Source organism: Oceanibaculum pacificum, assembly GCF_001618175.1.
In the GTDB taxonomy this organism is placed as follows: domain Bacteria; phylum Pseudomonadota; class Alphaproteobacteria; order Oceanibaculales; family Oceanibaculaceae; genus Oceanibaculum; species Oceanibaculum pacificum.
This window is the reverse complement of sequence record NZ_LPXN01000153.1, coordinates 1-16,702: the sequence shown is the minus strand read 5'-3', so window position 1 is coordinate 16,702 and position 16,702 is coordinate 1. Positions and strand designations below refer to the sequence as shown.

The following is a 16,702-nucleotide window of genomic DNA, read 5'->3' as shown; positions in this document are numbered from 1 at the left end:
GCTCGGTCAATGGATGGTCGGATCAAGCCCGACCATGACGATTCCTTTATTGCCGCTCCCTCGGCAGAGCGTACGCACCACATCGCCCTCCCCCCTATCGTCACCCTCGGGCTCGACCCGAGGGTCCAGAGATGGCACGGCTCTACCGGATCAGCGATTCCACGAAGCCTTCGCCGAGGCCATTCGAGCCGTAGTAGGCGCGGAACTTCTCGATGCGGGTGAAGACGTCCTCATAGCCGATCTGCTTGCCGTTCTCGTCGACATAGAGCAGCGGGCCCATATTGTGGAACAGCGTGGTCATATGGCCGACCGTGGGGTCGACGACCAGCGTGTGGGTCTCGCCCGCCGGCTCGAAGATGAAGGTGCCCTTGGTGGCGACCCAGTCATGCTCCAGATAGCCCCAGGCACCTTCCAGCGTATGGCCGATCACCGGGGCGGGGTGGCGATGGCGGCTGACGATGCCGCCGGCCTTGGCGCGGATCAAATTAACCCAGCTGCCCTGCACGACATTCAGCATCAGCGGGCGGATCGCCACATTCTCCGATAGCGGCATCCACATGCGCTCATCGTCGTTGGCGGTATCGATCACCAGTTCCGGCGCGGCGTCCATCGGCAGGGGAATGCGCACGAAATCCTTGCCGGGCTTGCCGGGCGCAAGGACTTCCTTCTCCTTGATCGGCACGACATTGCTGCTCATCGATTTTCCTCCCGAGTGGCTACTGACTTATCTGGCAGTTTAGGCATAAGCGACTGCGACAGCACAATGCCGGCGGCGCATGGCTAACGCGCGGGCGGCGTGGTCGCGGTGTTCGCGCCGCTGGAATTGGTGAAGATGCGGAACAGGTCGCGCAGGAACCCCGGCGCCAGCGTGGTCAGCGGGTTGATCGTCACGCTGGGGCTGTCGGTATGGCCTTGCAGGCGGAATTCGGTCGCCAGCAGCCCCTCGTCGCGCCCGCCGGTGATCAGCGGCCCCAGGATCGGGATCGAGCCGATCACCTGGCTGAGCTGATAGGCCGGCACCACCAGCCCGGCCACGTCGATGGTATCCTGCTTCGGCCGCACCGTGCCGTCAGCCGACAGGGCCAGGGATGCACCGACCGCGCGCGCATTGCGGATGCGGATCAGATCGGGCGTGCGCTGGATATCCGCCGTCAGCTTGGCGAACTGGATGCCCTCCCCTGCCAACGCCGACTGGATATCGCGCGAGGAGGAGGCGCGTAGCACCTCGGCCAGGGCCGAGGCGCGCACCACGCGGAAGTCGGAGATATCGACGGCGGCATCTATCGGCTTGTCGAGATTGTCGAAATCGCCGGTGCCGTCGACCCTGAGCCGTCCGCCGACCAGCGTATCGAACAGGCCGAAGCTGCGCAGCGCCGCCCCCGCATCGTCGGACACCAGGATGAAATCGTGCCCGCCGACGGCCGGCCGGGGCGAGGCGACTAAGTCGAAGCGCCCGGCCTCCGCCAGGCGGCCGGCGATCTTGATGTCGGACCAGGTGACGCCGTTATTCTGCAGCCGCGCGTCGACGCCGTCGATCAGCCGGCCTTCCTCCAGCAACACCCGGTCGAAATGGCCGGTGAAGATGACGGGACGGCCGGGATCGGTGCTGCCGCCACCCGATTGCGTTTGCCCCGCCGCATCCTCATCCGCCAGAACCGGTTGCAGATCGAGCAGCGAGCCGCGCAAATCGAGTACCAGCGTTTGGTCCGGCCGCTGCTCCACCGTGCCGGACAGGTCCGTGCGGCCCAGCTTGAAACTGGCGAAGCGTGCGCTCGCCAGCCGCTCGAAATCGCGCGTGAAGCGCATCGAACCGCTGGCCGCCAGATCTGATGCCGCGAGGGTGAAACGATCGATGGTGGGGTCGCCGGCCGGGGGAATGGTGATGTCGATCCGGGCCGTGCCGGCGGCCTGCGCCGGCTTACGCCATTTCAGCGCCTCCAGGGCCAGAACCGCCGGCCGCAGATCGAGCAGCACCGAGATACTGTCCACCTCGGCGTCATTCTGCCGGTAATCGACTTCCGCCGGGACCGGTCCGCTCAGATAGGGGGCGAACTCCAGATCGAAGCGCCGACGCGCCGCATCGTCCGCCACGCCCTTGGCCTGGATGCGGCGGCGATAGGGCTTGCCGCGCTGGAAGGATTCCTCCCAGGCCAGGGTGATGGGGATAACGTCGAACCGGCCCTTGCCTTCGATGGTCATGCCGCGCCCATCCAGGCTCAGCGCCAGCTCGCCCTCGCTGAAATCCTTGTCCAGCAGAATGCCGGGCAGCTTCACCCGGCTCATATTCGCGGCCGCCGCGATCTTCACCTGCTCCAGGCTCAGATCGTTCAGCAGCGGGAAGTCGAAGGCCAGCCTGGTCGCCGCCAGCCCCTCCACCTTGGACGGCGCCAGCCCGAGGGCGGAGGCATAGTCCAGCGGCTTCTTGTCCAGAATGGCGACGACATCGCGCAGCGGCCCGCGCGCCACCACCTCGATGGCCGCCTGCTCCTTGTCGGAATCCAGCTCGCTCAGCGCGACGGTGGCAGGGCCGACATCCATCGACAGAAGCTTGCCGCCCGCCTCCACGGTGAATTGGCCGGGGCCGAAGCGCGCGGTGCCGGTGGTGTTCTCGACCGGCGGCAACGGACGCAGATAATGCGCACGCACACCCTGGAAATCGATGCTGCCGCTGAAACTGTCCAGCTTGGCTTCCACCGGCATACGGCGCGACACCCGGCCCTGCAGCTCGATGCGCGCCTTCGGGACGGTGCCGCCTTCCAGATTGGCCAGCACCCAGCCCCGCGGATTGTCGCCGACATTCTTCGGCCAATAGGCCGGCAGCGCCGCGGTCGGCAGGTTCTTCACCGCCGCCTCGCCGACGATGGCGTAGGTTCGCGGGTCGCCCAGATCGGCAATGCTGCCCGACAGCGACAGGCTGGGGCCGGCATTGGGGCCGTCCGCGAAATTGATTGTCAGATCCGGCAGCAGCACATGCTTGTTGTCGGCCCGGTAATAGGCGGTTGCCGAGGCGCCGCGCACCGGCAGCGGCTTGTCGTAGAAGCCGGGAATATCGATGGCGCCCGCCCCGCCCATCAACCGCAGGTCGGCGGTGCGGATATGCAGCCCTTCCTCGGCTTCGATGGTGATCTCGCCCGACAGCGGCAGCTTCAGCGCGCTCAGCAAGTCGAGGGCGGGAAGGCGCGCGGCGATGGCGGCGGGATCGACGCCGCTGAAACGCGCCGTCGCCTCGGTACGCCCCTCGGCGATGTTATGGGTGCCCTCGACCGACAGCAGCAGCGGCTCGCCATCCAGGTCGAGTTCCAGGCTGCCCCGGCTGCGCACGCCCTGATCGCCGCGCCGCAAGGAGATATCCGCGCGCGGTATGTGCCAGGTCGTGCCGATGGCCTGGTCGTCGAACACCAGGCTGGCGCGCCGCACCCGCACGCGCTCCAGATACCCGGTGATGCGGCTACGGTCGGGCGGGCTGCTCAGCTCGTCCAGCACCGCTTGCAGCGCGTCGTCGCGGTCGTCCGCGTCGGCATTGCCGCCGAGGCGGATATCGCCATCCGGCAGGCGCACCACGGTGATGGCCGGCTCGACGATGACGATCTCGACCGGGGCCACCAACCCCCGGGTCAGGGCCTCGACGCTGAAGCGCACCAGCATGACCGGCACCTGGACGACATTCTGTCCGCCCTCGGCATCGGAGACCTTCACGCCGCTGGCGCGAAGCTGGAGGGTGCGTTCCTCCTTCTCCCAGACGATCTCTGTGCGTTCCAGCACGATGTTCATGCCGCCGAACGCCTGCGCCAGCGCGGCTTCGGTATAGGGCCGCAGAAAATCGATCTGCACCGGCCCGGCGGTCAGCCGCCAGAAACTCAGGATCAACAGCACGCTCAGCGCCGCCACGGCGCCGCCGATCACTTCCAGCGTGATGATGGCGCTGCGTCGCAGGATGGGGCGACGGATCACGGCGGCGGCTCTCCCGGCACGGTCGTTCGGTGAAGGCGGATGCGCCCGTGCCGGCGCGCCGTCCTTGTTTCGAGCCTCGTCCCGCCCGGCTTGACCCCCGGCGGAGCCTCCCGCAAGGTGCTCAGCCCGAAGCGTGCGAGCGTTATGACGAATCTGCCCCTTATTCAGCAATCAAAACGAATGCCGAAGCCAGCCAATCGGCAGGCTGCGACCATCGGTCACGAACGCTGGCTGGAGCAAGCCGAAAGCGCGGCGGAGCGCAACGGCGATCAAACGCTGCTGGCCTTCGCGCGCGACATATCGGCCGATCCCGCCGCTCGGGCATTGCTCGACGCGCTGTTCGGCAATTCACCCTTCCTGACGGAATGCATCATAAAAGATATCGGGTTCGCGCGACTTTTGTTCCAGCACGGCGTGGAACAAGGCTTCGCCACCGCCCTGGCCGGCTCCGACGCCGCCGAGGGCACGCCCGACATGAAAGGGCTGATGCGCGGCCTGCGCATCGCCAAGCGCCAGGCGGCGCTTTCCATCGCGCTGGCCGACATAACCGGGCAATGGACCCTGGCGCAGGTGACCGCCGCCCTGACCGAGCTGGCGGAACGCAGCCTGGAAGCCGGCTGCAACCATCTGCTGCGGGCCATGGCCGCCATCGGCAAGCTGCCGCTGGTCGATCCGGAGAACCCGACGCGCGGCAGCGGGCTGGTGATTCTGGGCATGGGCAAGCTGGGCGCGCGGGAATTGAACTATTCCAGCGATATCGACCTGATCGTGCTGTATGACGACGAGTGCCCGCATTATGCCGATATGCGCGATGCGCTGCGCCAGCCGATGGTGAAGCTGACCCAGGATCTGGTGAAGATCATCGAGGAGCGCACGCCGGACGGCTATGTGTTCCGCACCGATCTGCGCCTGCGGCCCGATCCCGGCGCCACCCCGGTCGCCATATCGGTCGCGGCGGCGGAAGCGTATTACACCAGCGTCGGGCAGAATTGGGAACGCGCGGCGATGATCAAGGCGCGCCCGGTCGCCGGCGATATCGCGGCGGGCGACCGGTTCCTGTCGCACCTAGCCCCCTACATCTGGCGCAAGCATCTGGATTTCGCGGCGATCCAGGACATCCATTCGATCAAGCGCCAGATCGCCGCGCACAAGGGCGGTAAGACCGTTGCCGTGCTGGGCCATAATGTGAAGCTGGGGCGCGGCGGCATCCGCGAGATCGAGTTCTTCGCCCAGACCCAACAGCTCATCTGGGGCGGCCGGATTCCCGACCTGCGCCTGTCCGACACCAATGGCGCGCTGGATGCGCTGGTGCGGGCCGAGCGTATCCTTCCCGCCGTCGCCGAGGCGATGAAGAGCGCCTATCGCTTCCTGCGCGACGTCGAGCACCGGTTGCAGATGATCGACGATTCGCAGACCCAGACCCTGCCGAAGGACGAGGCCGGCATCGAGCGGCTGGCGATCTTTCTGGGCTATGATAATGCCGATGGCTTCAAGCGCGACCTGCTGCACCATCTGCACACCGTCGAGACGCATTACGGCGAGCTGTTCGAGGAATCGCCCAGCCTGACCGTCGACGGCGCGGAGACGCGCGGCAATCTGGTCTTCACCGGCGGCGAGAACGACCCGGACACGCTGGAGACGTTGGCGGCGATGGGCTACCAGGACCCCGACCGCGTCGCCAGCCTGGTGCGCGGCTGGCACCATGGCCGCTACCGCGCCACGCGCAGCGAGCGGGCGCGACAGATATTGACCGAGCTGATGCCCTCGCTGCTGCTGGCGCTGTCGCGCGCCGGCTCGCCGGATACCGCCTTTCTGCGGTTCGACCAGTTCCTCTCCAAGCTGCCGGCGGGGGTGCAGCTTTTCTCGCTGTTCCACCTGAACCCGAAATTGCTGGAGGCGGTGGCCCAGGTGATGGGCGGCGCGCCGTTCCTGGCCGAGCAGCTCAGCCGCCGCCCCGGCCTGCTGGAAAGCCTGCTGACCGAGCCGGACGTGGCCGCCCTGCAATCCGGCGCCGCGCTGGAGGGCGATTTGACCCAGGCGCTGCATCACGCCGCGGATTTCCAGGATGTGCTGGACATTGTTCGGCGCTGGAACAATGACCGCCGCTTCCTGATCGGCCTGCAGATTCTGGCCGGACGGCTGGATGCCGACACCGCCGGGCCGCTGCTCAGCCGGGTGGCGGAAACCACCATCCGCGCCCTGCTGCCGCCGGTGCTGGAGGATTTCGCGCGCCAGCACGGCGCGGCACCGGGCCATGAGGGCATGGCGGGCGGCATGGCCGTCGTCGCCCTGGGCAAGCTGGGCGGGCAGGAGCTGACCATCGGCTCCGACCTCGATCTGGTCTTCCTATACGACGCGCCGCTGGATGCGATGTCGGACGGGCCGCGCCCGCTGTCGGCCGTGCAATATTACGCCCGCCTCGGCCAGCGGCTGATCACCGCGCTGACGGTGCAGACCGGCGAGGGCGATGTCTATCCGGTCGATATGCGGCTGCGCCCCTCGGGCAAGACAGGGCCTATCGCCAGCAGCCTGGAGAGCTTCGCCAAATATTACGCCGACAGCGCCTGGACCTGGGAATTCATGGCGCTGACCCGTGCCCGCATGGTCGCCGGGCCGGACGCAATGGCGGCGCGGGTGCAGGCGACGATCTGTGCGGCGCTGTGCCGCCGGCACGATCCCGCCAAGCTGGTCGTCGACGTGGCCGACATGCGCGCCCGCATCGCCCGCGAGAAGCCCGGCAAAATCCTGTGGGACGTGAAGCTGGGACGCGGCGGGCTGGTCGACGCTGAATTCATCGCCCAGTACCTCCAGCTCCGTCACGCCGCCGACGAGCCGGAGGTTCTGCACCAGAACACCACCGAGGCCTTCGCCCGCCTGGCCGCGGCCGGCCATCTCGCCGCCGGCCATGCCGAAACGCTGGATCGGGCCACCCGGCTGTGGCGACGCTTGCAGGGCCTGCTGCGCATCGCCGTCGGCGAGACCGCCTTCGACGAGGCGACGGCGACGGAGGACCAGAAGGCGGCGCTGGTGCGCGCCGGCGAGGCGATTGACTTCGCGCGCCTGAAACAGAATATCGAAGCCACCGCCGCCGGCGTGCATCTCCTGTTCCAGGAGCTGATCGACCGGCCGGCTCAAACCGCAGCCCAGGAGACCCCGAAATGACCGTCGATGTTGGCGACAAGGCCCCCGATTTCTCCATGCCGACCGATGGCGGCGGCAGCGTCTCGCTGTCCGGCCTGAAGGGCAAGAAGGTGGTGCTGTATTTCTACCCGAAGGACGATACGCCCGGCTGCACCAAGCAGGCCTGCGCCTTCCGTGACAATCTGCCGGACTTCTCCAAAATCGACGCCACGGTGATCGGCGTGTCGCGCGATCCGGTCGCCAAGCACGATAAGTTCAAGGCGAAGTACGAGCTGAACTTCCCCATCGCCTCCGACGAGGACGGCAAGGCCTCGGACGCCTACGGCACCTGGGTCGAAAAAAGCATGTACGGCAAGAAATATATGGGCATGGAACGCACCACCTTCCTCATCGACGGCCAGGGCGTGATCCGCAATGTCTGGCGCAAGGTGAAGGTCGACGGCCATGCCGACGAGGTGCTGAAGGCGGTGCAGGCGATCTGAGGCGCTTGCGGGCGCGCATCGCCTGTCCTATCTGAGGGGGTGCCGGGACGACCCGGCAGCCTTCATCCTGATCGAAGGGGACGACCCCTTCCAGACCCGATTGCGCGGCATTCCCGCGCGGGAGGTTCTCATGGCTTGGGTCGCCCTGTTCTTCGCCGGCCTGTTCGAGGTCGGCTGGGCCGTTGGCCTGAAATACACCCACGGCTTCACCCGTCTCTGGCCGTCGCTCGGCACCGTGGCGGCGATGGCGGTCAGCTTCGTCCTGCTCAGCCTCGCCCTGAAGACGCTGCCGCTGGGCACTGCCTATGCGATCTGGACCGGCATCGGCACGGTCGGCACCGCCCTGCTCGGCATCTGGCTGTTCCAGGAGCCGGCGGATGCGTTGCGGCTGGCCTGCATCGCGCTGATCGTCGCCGGCATTGTCGGGCTGAAGCTGGTGTCGCCGCATTGACGGCCACGCTCGCGCAGGCGGCGGTGGCAATTCTCGTCACCGCCGATCCCGTCGCCAAGGCCCGCCTGTCGCGTGAAACCGCCGCCGCCTGGCGCGCCGGCACGATCCAGGAGATCGGCGCGGCCGCCCCGCCTGACCGCCCCGGCCGGCCGGAACGACCGCCGCTGCTGCCGCCCAATCAGGTGAAGAAGCGCAAGATCGGCCCCGGCGTGGCGGGCCGCATCGCCTTGCTGCATGCGCTGGCGCATATCGAGCTGAACGCCATCGACCTCGCCTGGGACATCGTCGCCCGGTTCTGCCGCCATGGCTTGCCGCGCGGCTTCTTCGACGATTGGGTGATCGTGGGCGACGACGAGGCCCGGCATTTCCTGCTGCTCTCCGACCGGCTGGCCGAGCTGGGCGCAGCCTATGGCGACCTGCCCGCCCATGACGGTCTGTGGGAGGCCAGCCAGACCACCGCCCACGATCTGCTCGCCCGCCTCGCCGTCGTGCCGCTGGTGCTGGAGGCGCGCGGCCTCGACGTCACCCCGGCCATGATCGGCAAGCTGCTGGCCGCCGAAGACCCGAAAAGCGCCGCCGCGCTGCAGATCATCCATGACGACGAGATCACCCACGTCGCCACCGGCCGCCGCTGGTTCGAGCATCTGGCGCAGGCCCACGGCCTCGATCCGGTGCCGACCTACCACGCCCTGGTCCGCCGTTATTTCCGCGGCCTGCTGAAACCGCCCTTCAACAAGCCCTCCCGCGACAAGGCAGGCTTCAAGGCCGCGTATTACGAGCCGTTGGCGGTGGAAAAGTAGATGCCCTTCCCCCTTCGTCACCCTCGGGTTTGACCCCGACCATGACGAAAGAGGAAGACCTCACAACCCCAGCAGCCGCCTAAGCCGCTGTAAGTCGGCCTCTCCGCCCTCCATCAGTTCCGCCAGGAGCGCCGGCAAGGTCATATTACCCCAGCCGATGGCGCGGCGGACCAGGTAAGGGGTGGGGCTGTGCGGCTCGGAGGCGAGCAGATAGTCGGCGGCCTCGGCCAGGTGGCGATAGGCGTCCTCGCGGGTGCGGATTGCCGGGCTGATCGGCGGCAGGGCCGGAATGCCGGCCAGCGGTTCCGATAAGGTTTCCGGCAGCGGTTCCGGCAGGGGCGGGCGGGCCAGCAGGATTTGGCCCAGAAAATCGGCGCACAGGGCGGTGGCCCGGCTGAGCACCGGCAGGCCGGAGAAGCCGGCCTCCGGCGCTTCGGCGTCGATAATGCCGGTCAGCCGGTCGAGCGCCCCGGCGGCGCCGTCGAACAGACCGGCGGCCTCATGCAGCCAACCGTCGGGGGTGAGTTGCAGGCTGAGATGGATATCCTCCAGACTTGCCGCCCCCTCGCGCAGCGCCTTCTGGTGCTGCTTGGAATCCTGGATGCCGAGCTGCGCCAGATGCTGCGCCATCTGCCAATCGTAGAAGGAATAGCGCGCCACGCCCGGTTCCGCCGGCTGGGTCAGCGGCAGGGTGAGCACGGCGGCCTCCAGCCGTTCCAGCCAGTCCAGCGGGGCGAGGCGATAGCCCCAATCGCCCGCCTCCGGCAGCGGGTGGATATCGCCCCAGAAGCGCTCCGCAAGATCGGCCAGCACTGTCAGCCCGGCGGCGAGTCCCGCCATGCCATGCCGGTTCAGCCAGGCCTCGGTCAGCCAGGCGGCCAGCTCCAGATCCTTGCAGCTTGCGGTCAGCGCGTCCTGGCAGGCCTGCGCGATGCCGGCCCAGTCCTGCGCCTTGCGCAGCGGCTTGATCGCGTCGGTCACGCCGCTGTCGCGCGGGCTGGGGCCGCAGGGCCGCTTGCGGGAGATCGGCTTGCGCAAAGCCGCCAGATCGCAGAAGGGATAAGGCTGGGTCATCGGGCGCCTCACGGGTCGGGGGCGGTGATGGGAAAGGCCGGCAATGCCAGCGGCGCGCGGGTGGCGTCCGTCGGCGCGAAAGGCACGGCGGCGATGAAGACCCGCGTCGGATCGGCCGGCGCCGTGCGGGTCACGGTCGGCATGACGAAGCGCCATGTGGTGTCGCGCGCCGTGCTGCCAGGCGGAAAATCCGCCGCCTCGCCGCGCTGCGCCCGCCAGGCGCGCAAAACCGCCCACTGCCCGCCGAAACTGTAGGCGACACTCTCGCCCGAGACGCCGGCGGCCAGCTGCTGGCCGGTCGGCGCGGGGCGGTAGGGACCGTTGGCGGCGAAACGCAGCGTCACCGTCACCGGGTCGCCGGCACTCCAGACCAGCGGCGTCGCGGCGGCGGGCACGCCCTCGACCGCCTGGTCGCCTATGGCGATGCGCCAGCCGATAAGCCTATTGCCGCCGGTTTCGTAAGCACGGTTGGCGCGCGGCGTCAGCAACAGACCGAGGCTGGGCGCGCCCGACGCGCCGAAGCCGGGAAACAGCGCTCGCACGCCGCCGATGGCCGCCACGAACTCAGCCTGATCCCCCCGCCCCTGACCTTGCAGCAGCGCCGCCGCGCCGGCCGGCAGCGCATCGTAGGCGGTCAGCAGCGCCATCAGGTCTGCCGCGCTTGCCTCCAGCCGCTGGTCGGCGGCGGCGAAGGGAAACTTGCCTTCCACCCGGGTGCGGAACTGCGCCACCAGCCGGTTGTAGCCGATACCCGCCGCCTCGCCGGCCAACGCGTCGCAGCGCTGCGCGATGCCGCGCATCAGGGCCAGCCGCCTTGTGTCGAAATAATCCGCCGGGGTGGCGGCAAGCTGCGCCGCCGGAATCGCCGTGCCGCAGCCGGCCAGGGTGATCGCCGGCATGGTCTCCAGTACAAAGCTGTTCAGGCTGGCGACGCTGCCGGCCGGTTGCTTGGCCTGAATTGCGGCCAGCGCCGTGGCGATGCCGGTCCATTTCGTCTCCAGCGCCTGCGCCGATCCGGGCGGCAGATTGGCCCCGGCCTTCACGATGAAATCCAGCACCGGCGCGGCGAGCTGGCTATCGAGCAGGCCGATATAGGCCTGGGTCTGGGTCAATAGCCCCTGCATGGCCGCCTGGCTGTCAACGCCGAAGCCGCGATAACCCAGTGCGCCCTGACCGTCCCACCAGGCAAAGCGGTCGCCATCCACCGTGGCGTAGGCGGCGTTCGCCAGTTGCAGCCGGTCGGTGCGGGCCAGCAGCCCGTCCGCCTGGCTGCGCAGCAAGCCGCCCAGGCGCAGCCGCAGCGTGTTCAGGCCGGACTGGAACAGCGCCGCCAGCGTGTCCTCCAGCGGGGTCGTCACGGCGGCGAAGGCGCCCACCTCGCCCTGCATCGACGCCAGCGTCTGGCCCGCCGGGTCGCGTTGCAGCAGGGCATCGGCCAGCAGCGCCTCGATGCTGGCCGCCGCTTGCAGCCCGGCGATGGCCGGCACCTCGCGATCCAGCGGCGGGGCGATGCCGGCGGGCGGCTTGGCGCGATAGGTCGCATAGGCACCGGCGGCGGCCTGCGCCGTTGCGGTGGCGGCGGGGTCCCAGAAACCGGAACCGTCGGCGGGCAGCGCGGCGGGCAGCCTGGCCCCGCTGCCGGCCGCCATGAAAGGCTGCGCATAAAGCTGGTCCAGCGCCGCCGCCAGCGCCGAGAGATCGGCGTCCAGCGTCACCTGCGGGCCTTTCTGGTCCAGCGTGACGAAACTGGGATAGCCGGGCGACGACAAGCCCAACAGCCCGTTGCGGGCCGCCGCCGCGTTGCGCGTCCAATCGCTTATCACCCGCCCCTGGACCGCGCCGCCCAGCAGCCGCAGCCCGCCGATCTGCTGCCAGATCAGGGTGACCTGTGGATCGGCGGCGGGATCGGCCGCCAGATAGGCGGCGTCGCCGGAAGAGACCAGCCCGGTCACGCGATCCAGCGCCTGGCGCAGCGCCGGCAGGGCGGCCGGCTTGGTCGCGCTGGCGGGACCGGCCAGGATGGAAATCCGCGTCGCCGCCTCGGCCAGGGCCGACCCCAGCGCATTGTCGCCATAGGCGGCACGGTAAAAATCGGCCAGCAGCGCGTCGAGCCTTGCCGTCGCCTTCGGCCGGTAGAGGGCGATGGGGAAATCTCCCTCGCGCCGCCGCGCACTCGCCAGCGCCTGCAGCAGCGTCGGGCGCTGCTGCACGATCTCCGGCGCCAGGGTGACGCCCAGCAATTGCTGCAACAGGCTGGACAGCGCCGTCGCGGCCTGCGAGCCGGCAAGCTGGTCATACAGCGCGATCCGCGCTTCCAGCGTTTCCAGCCCGGCCAGATAGCCGGCGAGGTCCAGATAGGCCGGCAGTTTTTCCAGTCCCGCCGGTTTCGCTGGCGCGGCGGAGGTCGGCGTGGCGATAGCCGCGTCCGCCTCGGCCCGCAGCGCCTGGGTCACGGCGGCGAGCACGATACGCTCGAACCCTTTCTCCGCCGCCCGACCCAGCGGTCGCGACAGCGGGTCGAACCAGGAGAGCGGCAGGAAGGCATAGCTCAGCCGGTCGGATTCCGCCGCCTCCATCGCCGTCACCAGCCGCCGGGTCATTGCCGGCAGGTCGGCCGGGCTGCTGTCGATTCGGGCCAGGTCGCTGTCGAGCTGTTCGACGATGGCGGCAATATCGCGCGCCGCCTGCGATAGATGCCAGCCGGCGACCGCGATGCCGACCGTGCCGATCAGCAGCACAGCGGCGACCGCAGCCTGCAGCGCCCGCAGGGTCCAGCCCTGCTTCGGCCCGTCGCCCGGCAGCGGCGTGGCGAGGCCGATTTCGGCGAAGGCCTTGCGGCGCAGCAGATCGGCCAGGAACAGCATCCGACCCTGGTCGGCGCCGGCGAGGTAGAGGCCACGCAACCCATAGGGCGGGGGCTCCACGCCGGGCGAGAAGATCGTCCCGGCCAAGCTGTCCAGCGCCGGTTCGAGGGCGGCCACCGCTTCCGGCAGGCGGTAGATCGCGGCGGGATCGGCAAGGTCGGCATCCTCGCCGAACATCGAGGCCGTCGCCAGCGACAGGCCGGCGCCGATCTGCGCCAGCGCCTCGGCCGGCCAGGCGGGATCGTAGGCGGCATCGAGCCCTACAGGAGCGGACCAGCCCAGCATGTCCGCCCAGCGCTCGCTCGGCAGGGCGGCGGCGAAATCCGCGAAGCCGGGCAGCGCCTCAGCCCCGCTCAACGCCAGATAGACCGGCAGGCGCAGCCCGGCCGCCTGGGCGGCTGCGATCATTTGGCGGCGCAGGGCCGGCGCATCGGCGGCCGGCGACAGGTCGATATCCAGCAATAGGCCGTCCATCGGCCGGTTCGGCCGCGCCTTCGCCAGGGCCGCCAGCGCCGCGTGGAACGGCGCTTCGGCAGCCGGCATGTCGATCACCACCCCGCCGGGAAAGCCCCACCAGCGCATCGCCCCGTCGCCGGGCACATGGGCCGGCTCCACGAAGGCCGGTTGCAGGTCGTGCACCGCGTTCAGCCCCGGCAGGCTGGGGCCGATGCGCACGATCCAGGGCAATGCGGCGCGCCGGTCGGCATTCGGCACCGCCTGGCGCAGCGCGGCCAGCGCCCGGCCGGTGGTGTCGGTGGCGGTATCGGCGGGCTTGCGATGCGTGCGCCACCACCATAGCGCGCCGGCCAGCAGCGCCAGCCCCAGCAGGCCGAGCAACGCCCAGGCCCAGCCCGGCAGGGCCGCGAGATGGCTCCAGGCGGCGGCGAACATGCGGCCTATCCCGGCAGCAGCGCCAGCGCCCGCAGCAGCGGCCACGCCGCCACCGCCCAGACCAGCGCCGACAGCGCGAACAGGGCCAGCAACACCGCCACCAGCCGCCCTACCCAGGCGACGAAGCCCGGCGGGGCCGGCGGCGGCGGCGGCGCGGGCGTGTGCGCATAAGCCTCCGGCGTCAGCCGGGTCTTCGGCGCGTCCAGCGCCGGGCGGCGGCCGAACGCCATCAGATGGAGCCGGTCGCGATAGCGCCGCAGCGCCATGCCGCCCTCCGGCGCGCCGCGATAGCGCCCCTCGAAGCCAAGCCCCAGCGTCAGCAGATACAACCGGGCCAAGGCCGGGCGCAACAGCCCGCCCTCGGACTCCAGCCGGTCGATCCGCTCGAACAGTTCCTCCCCGGCGACATGGCTGTGGAACTGCCGCTGCTCCAGCAGATGGCACAGCCAGTCGGCGGCCCCGGTCCAGTCGAGATAGATGAAGATTTCGTCGGCCAAAGCAGTCATCGGATAGGCCGCCTGCGCCTGTGCCCGCGCCAGAACCTCCCCGCCCTGGCGATGCGCGGCCAGCGCCTGTTCCTGCAACAGGCCGGACAACGCGGCCTGGATGTCGGCGCGGCCGGCCGGCTGCGCCGCCAGTGCCTTGCCGCGCCATTCCTCCAGCGAATCGTAGAAGGCGCGGAAATCGTCCAGCAGCAGATCGGCGCTCTGATTGCGCATCAGCTTCCCCCGGAGACGGGCAGGAACAGCACGATGGTGGCCGGCGGTGCTGCCGCCTCCTCGGCCTGGAAGCTGCCGATCTCCAGCGCTTCGCCGGCCTCGACAGGGCAATCGGACAGGCGGTACAGCGCCATGTCCGGCCGGCGGGCGAGCGACAGCGCCTCGGCCTCGGGCAGCTTGCGGCGCACAGCGCCCAGCACCCGGCGGCGGCGCAGATCGAGCATCGCCTTGCCGCCGCCGATCAGGCAGCCCTCCATATAGCGCTGCGCGGCATGGTGCGGCTGGCCTGGCCCCGGCAGCACGCCGATGGTGATCTCGGCGCTCAGCCAGGCGGCCTCCATCGTCAGCCGGAAGCCGCCTTCCTGCGACTCGAACGGCACCATCCTCGTCGCGCCGCCCAGCCCGGCCAGCAGCCCGGCGACGAAATCCGCGACCGCCTGGAAGCAGGGCAGCGGATCGTCGTGATCATACGGGCCGAAGCGCGGCGGCAGCGTGCCCGGCGCGGCGGCGGCCGCCTGCCCGGCCAGCCCGCACAGCCCGAGATAGAGCCGGTAGGGATGCTGCGCCGGCCCCTGCACCATCGCCTCGAACGCCGGCAGGGCGCCCGCCAGCGCCCGCAGCTCCGCCGCCGCCTGCGCCGCCAGCGGCGCGCGCCAGTCGGTGGTCGACAGGCCGGCCAGCCCGGTCAGCCCGGTCGCCGTCTGCCGCACCCGGTCCGCGAGGCCGGCGCACAGCCCGTGCAGGCGGTCGCCCGGGGCCGCCAGCAGGGAGGGCGGCACGTAATCGCGCACCCGGTAGGCCCCGTTGGAGAAGCCGACCGACAGGATCGGCATGCCGACGAAGCGGTCGCCCGGCGGCGGGCCGACGGTCAGCGACAAGGCCGGGGCCAGGCGGGTCAGCTCGATCCGGTCGGCATCGCTGTTCTCGTCCGCCACGGCGCTGTCGACCACCGGCAGAAAGCGCGCGCCGGACACCGGCGCCACATCCCCGGCATGGCGGCGCGGCAGGGCCAGATAGAGCCGCGCGGTCGCCCCCTCCGTCGCCGGCAGGGCCGATCCCAGCATCAGCGACAGGCTGGCCGGCGCGCCCGCGCCATGCGCCACCTGGGTGCCGTCCGGCAGGATCGCCTGAAGGTTCAGGATGCTGAGCTGCCCGTCCCCGATCACCCCCCCGGCTGCATCGGCGGAGCTTTGCAGGCTCACCAGCCCATAGGCGCAGGGCGTGAGCAGCCCGGCCTGATAGGCCAGCAGCATGTCCTGCCGCAGCCCCTGCTGCTGCATGTGCTGGGGGGCGAGCAGCATGCCCTCCCACCATTTCAGCGGCAGGGGCGGGATGGCCCGCTGCGATGCGGTCATGCGGCGTGTCCGGTACGGTTACGGGTATATGATTCCACAGATACTACTTATACGGGTGTATGGCCATAGGGTTTTACGACCGTTACTTGCCGGTGGCCGGCCCCAGCGCGAAACCGGCCGCCGACAGGGTCAGAAGCTGGTCCTTCGCCGGCCCCAGCACGACGAAGCCGGCCGCCGCGCCGTCATAGCCCACGGCCGCGATGCCGTTGGTGATGCGGAAATCGGCGCGCAGCCGCACCGGCCCATAGGGCTGGCCGGGCACCAGCTCGGCCCCGATCAGCGCCAGGCTGGAGGCATGCAGCGCCGCCATCTGCTGGCGCTGGGCGAACCAGGCGGCGGGGGTGAGCGCCAGTATCTCCGCCGCCAGCGCCGGGTCGCCCAGCAGGATGACATCCAGCCGGAAGGCGCTGTTGCCGTTGGCGTCCGGGGCGATGGCGACATAGAGCCGCTCGGTCGCCAGCCGCGGCGGGGCGGAGGAGCAGGCCGCCAGGAACAGCAGCAGAAGAATCGCCATCGGCCTCATGGCACCATCACCGTGAACTGACCCGGCATGGTGATGGAGATCACCCCGGCATAGGCGCACATCGCCTTGCAACTATTGTCCAGCGCCGGCATCGAGCCGATCAGCACCGTCGGCGCGCCGGGCACCCACGGGGCCGGCACGACGGGCAGGCAGGGCATCGGCGTCAGCACGCCCAGCGCCGCCGCGGTCGCCGCCGCCACGGTCGGGTTGGCCGGGCTGGTGCACATGCCGAAGGTGGGGATGTTCACGATAGGGTTCTTGTCCATGATCGTCGCCGCCGGCGGTCCGCCGGCCATCACCCGGTTGGTCGGCAGCACGGAGAGCGCCGCCGGCGCGATGCCGAAGCTGCACATCAACAGCGCGCCCGCGGATACCTGCATCGCCATCTCGAAATCCTTCTTTCGTCTGAGGGTGGAGCCCCTGCCCCTTCCCCCCTCCCTAACCCTCCCCC

At 69.8% G+C, this 16,702-nt stretch carries 12 protein-coding genes; 4 read left to right on the top strand and 8 right to left on the bottom strand.

Features of this window, described 5'->3' with window-relative positions:
- Nucleotides 1–142: 142 nt before the first annotated feature.
- Both AUP43_RS16310 and AUP43_RS16305 read right to left on the bottom strand, forming a co-directional pair.
- Nucleotides 143–697: a 2,4'-dihydroxyacetophenone dioxygenase family protein gene (locus AUP43_RS16310; RefSeq protein ID WP_084462875.1), complete on the bottom strand. Its 555-nt coding sequence runs from the start codon at nucleotides 695–697 to the stop codon at nucleotides 143–145.
- Between the two features lie 83 nt (nucleotides 698–780).
- Complete coding sequence (locus tag AUP43_RS16305) at nucleotides 781–3,951, bottom strand: YhdP family protein (protein WP_067559564.1); 3,171 nt, start codon at nucleotides 3,949–3,951, stop codon at nucleotides 781–783.
- Nucleotides 3,952–4,131: 180 nt separating this feature from the next.
- Between AUP43_RS16305 and AUP43_RS16300 the strand changes: the two genes are divergently transcribed.
- The 4 genes from AUP43_RS16300 to AUP43_RS16285 all read left to right on the top strand — a co-directional run bounded on the left by AUP43_RS16300 (nucleotide 4,132) and on the right by AUP43_RS16285 (nucleotide 8,825).
- Nucleotides 4,132–7,113, top strand: coding sequence for a bifunctional [glutamine synthetase] adenylyltransferase/[glutamine synthetase]-adenylyl-L-tyrosine phosphorylase (locus tag AUP43_RS16300; protein WP_067559561.1), 2,982 nt, complete (start codon nucleotides 4,132–4,134; stop codon nucleotides 7,111–7,113).
- Nucleotides 7,110–7,574, top strand: coding sequence for a thioredoxin-dependent thiol peroxidase (gene bcp / locus AUP43_RS16295; protein WP_067559558.1), 465 nt, complete (start codon nucleotides 7,110–7,112; stop codon nucleotides 7,572–7,574). Before AUP43_RS16300 ends, bcp begins: the two co-directional genes overlap by 4 nt.
- A 130-nt stretch (nucleotides 7,575–7,704) precedes the next feature.
- Nucleotides 7,705–8,025, top strand: a complete 321-nt coding sequence (gene sugE / locus AUP43_RS16290; protein WP_067559555.1) for a quaternary ammonium compound efflux SMR transporter SugE — start codon at nucleotides 7,705–7,707, stop codon at nucleotides 8,023–8,025.
- Complete coding sequence (locus AUP43_RS16285) at nucleotides 8,022–8,825, top strand: ferritin-like domain-containing protein (RefSeq protein ID WP_067559552.1); 804 nt, start codon at nucleotides 8,022–8,024, stop codon at nucleotides 8,823–8,825. Before sugE ends, AUP43_RS16285 begins: the two co-directional genes overlap by 4 nt.
- Before the next feature lie 60 nt (nucleotides 8,826–8,885).
- Here the strand turns inward: AUP43_RS16285 and tssA are convergent, their stop codons facing one another.
- The 6 genes from tssA to AUP43_RS16255 form a co-directional block, all read right to left on the bottom strand.
- Nucleotides 8,886–9,899 (bottom strand): type VI secretion system protein TssA, encoded by a 1,014-nt coding sequence (tssA, locus tag AUP43_RS16280; RefSeq protein ID WP_067559549.1) that lies wholly within the window; start codon nucleotides 9,897–9,899, stop codon nucleotides 8,886–8,888.
- A gap of 8 nt (nucleotides 9,900–9,907) precedes the next feature.
- Entirely contained in the window at nucleotides 9,908–13,654 is a 3,747-nt protein-coding gene (locus AUP43_RS16275) for a type VI secretion protein IcmF/TssM N-terminal domain-containing protein (RefSeq protein WP_067559546.1), read from the bottom strand.
- Between the two features lie 5 nt (nucleotides 13,655–13,659).
- A complete protein-coding gene (locus AUP43_RS16270) occupies nucleotides 13,660–14,373 on the bottom strand; it encodes a DotU family type IV/VI secretion system protein (protein ID WP_067559542.1) in 714 nt (237 codons plus the stop codon).
- The gene (tssK, locus tag AUP43_RS16265; RefSeq protein WP_067559538.1) at nucleotides 14,373–15,728 is read right to left on the bottom strand and encodes a type VI secretion system baseplate subunit TssK; all 1,356 of its coding nucleotides are present in this window, start codon (nucleotides 15,726–15,728) and stop codon (nucleotides 14,373–14,375) included. The genes AUP43_RS16270 and tssK overlap by 1 nt, the downstream gene beginning before the upstream one ends.
- An 82-nt stretch (nucleotides 15,729–15,810) precedes the next feature.
- Complete coding sequence (locus AUP43_RS16260; protein WP_067559535.1) at nucleotides 15,811–16,242, bottom strand: hypothetical protein; 432 nt, start codon at nucleotides 16,240–16,242, stop codon at nucleotides 15,811–15,813.
- 5 nt (nucleotides 16,243–16,247) lie between these two features.
- Nucleotides 16,248–16,631: a DUF4280 domain-containing protein gene (locus tag AUP43_RS16255; RefSeq protein ID WP_232315205.1), complete on the bottom strand. Its 384-nt coding sequence runs from the start codon at nucleotides 16,629–16,631 to the stop codon at nucleotides 16,248–16,250.
- Between the last annotated feature and the right edge of the window lie 71 nt (nucleotides 16,632–16,702).

Coding starts and splice junctions, on each gene's coding strand:
- AUP43_RS16310 (WP_084462875.1), bottom strand. CDS start 697: ATGAGCAGCAATGTCGTGCCGATCAAGGAGAAGGAAGTCCTTGCGCCC.
- AUP43_RS16300 (WP_067559561.1), top strand. CDS start 4,132: ATGCCGAAGCCAGCCAATCGGCAGGCTGCGACCATCGGTCACGAACGC.
- bcp (WP_067559558.1), top strand. CDS start 7,110: ATGACCGTCGATGTTGGCGACAAGGCCCCCGATTTCTCCATGCCGACC.
- sugE (WP_067559555.1), top strand. CDS start 7,705: ATGGCTTGGGTCGCCCTGTTCTTCGCCGGCCTGTTCGAGGTCGGCTGG.
- tssA (WP_067559549.1), bottom strand. CDS start 9,899: ATGACCCAGCCTTATCCCTTCTGCGATCTGGCGGCTTTGCGCAAGCCG.
- AUP43_RS16275 (WP_067559546.1), bottom strand. CDS start 13,654: ATGTTCGCCGCCGCCTGGAGCCATCTCGCGGCCCTGCCGGGCTGGGCC.
- AUP43_RS16270 (WP_067559542.1), bottom strand. CDS start 14,373: ATGCGCAATCAGAGCGCCGATCTGCTGCTGGACGATTTCCGCGCCTTC.
- tssK (WP_067559538.1), bottom strand. CDS start 15,728: ATGACCGCATCGCAGCGGGCCATCCCGCCCCTGCCGCTGAAATGGTGG.
- AUP43_RS16260 (WP_067559535.1), bottom strand. CDS start 16,242: ATGGCGATTCTTCTGCTGCTGTTCCTGGCGGCCTGCTCCTCCGCCCCG.
- AUP43_RS16255 (WP_232315205.1), bottom strand. CDS start 16,631: ATGCAGGTATCCGCGGGCGCGCTGTTGATGTGCAGCTTCGGCATCGCG.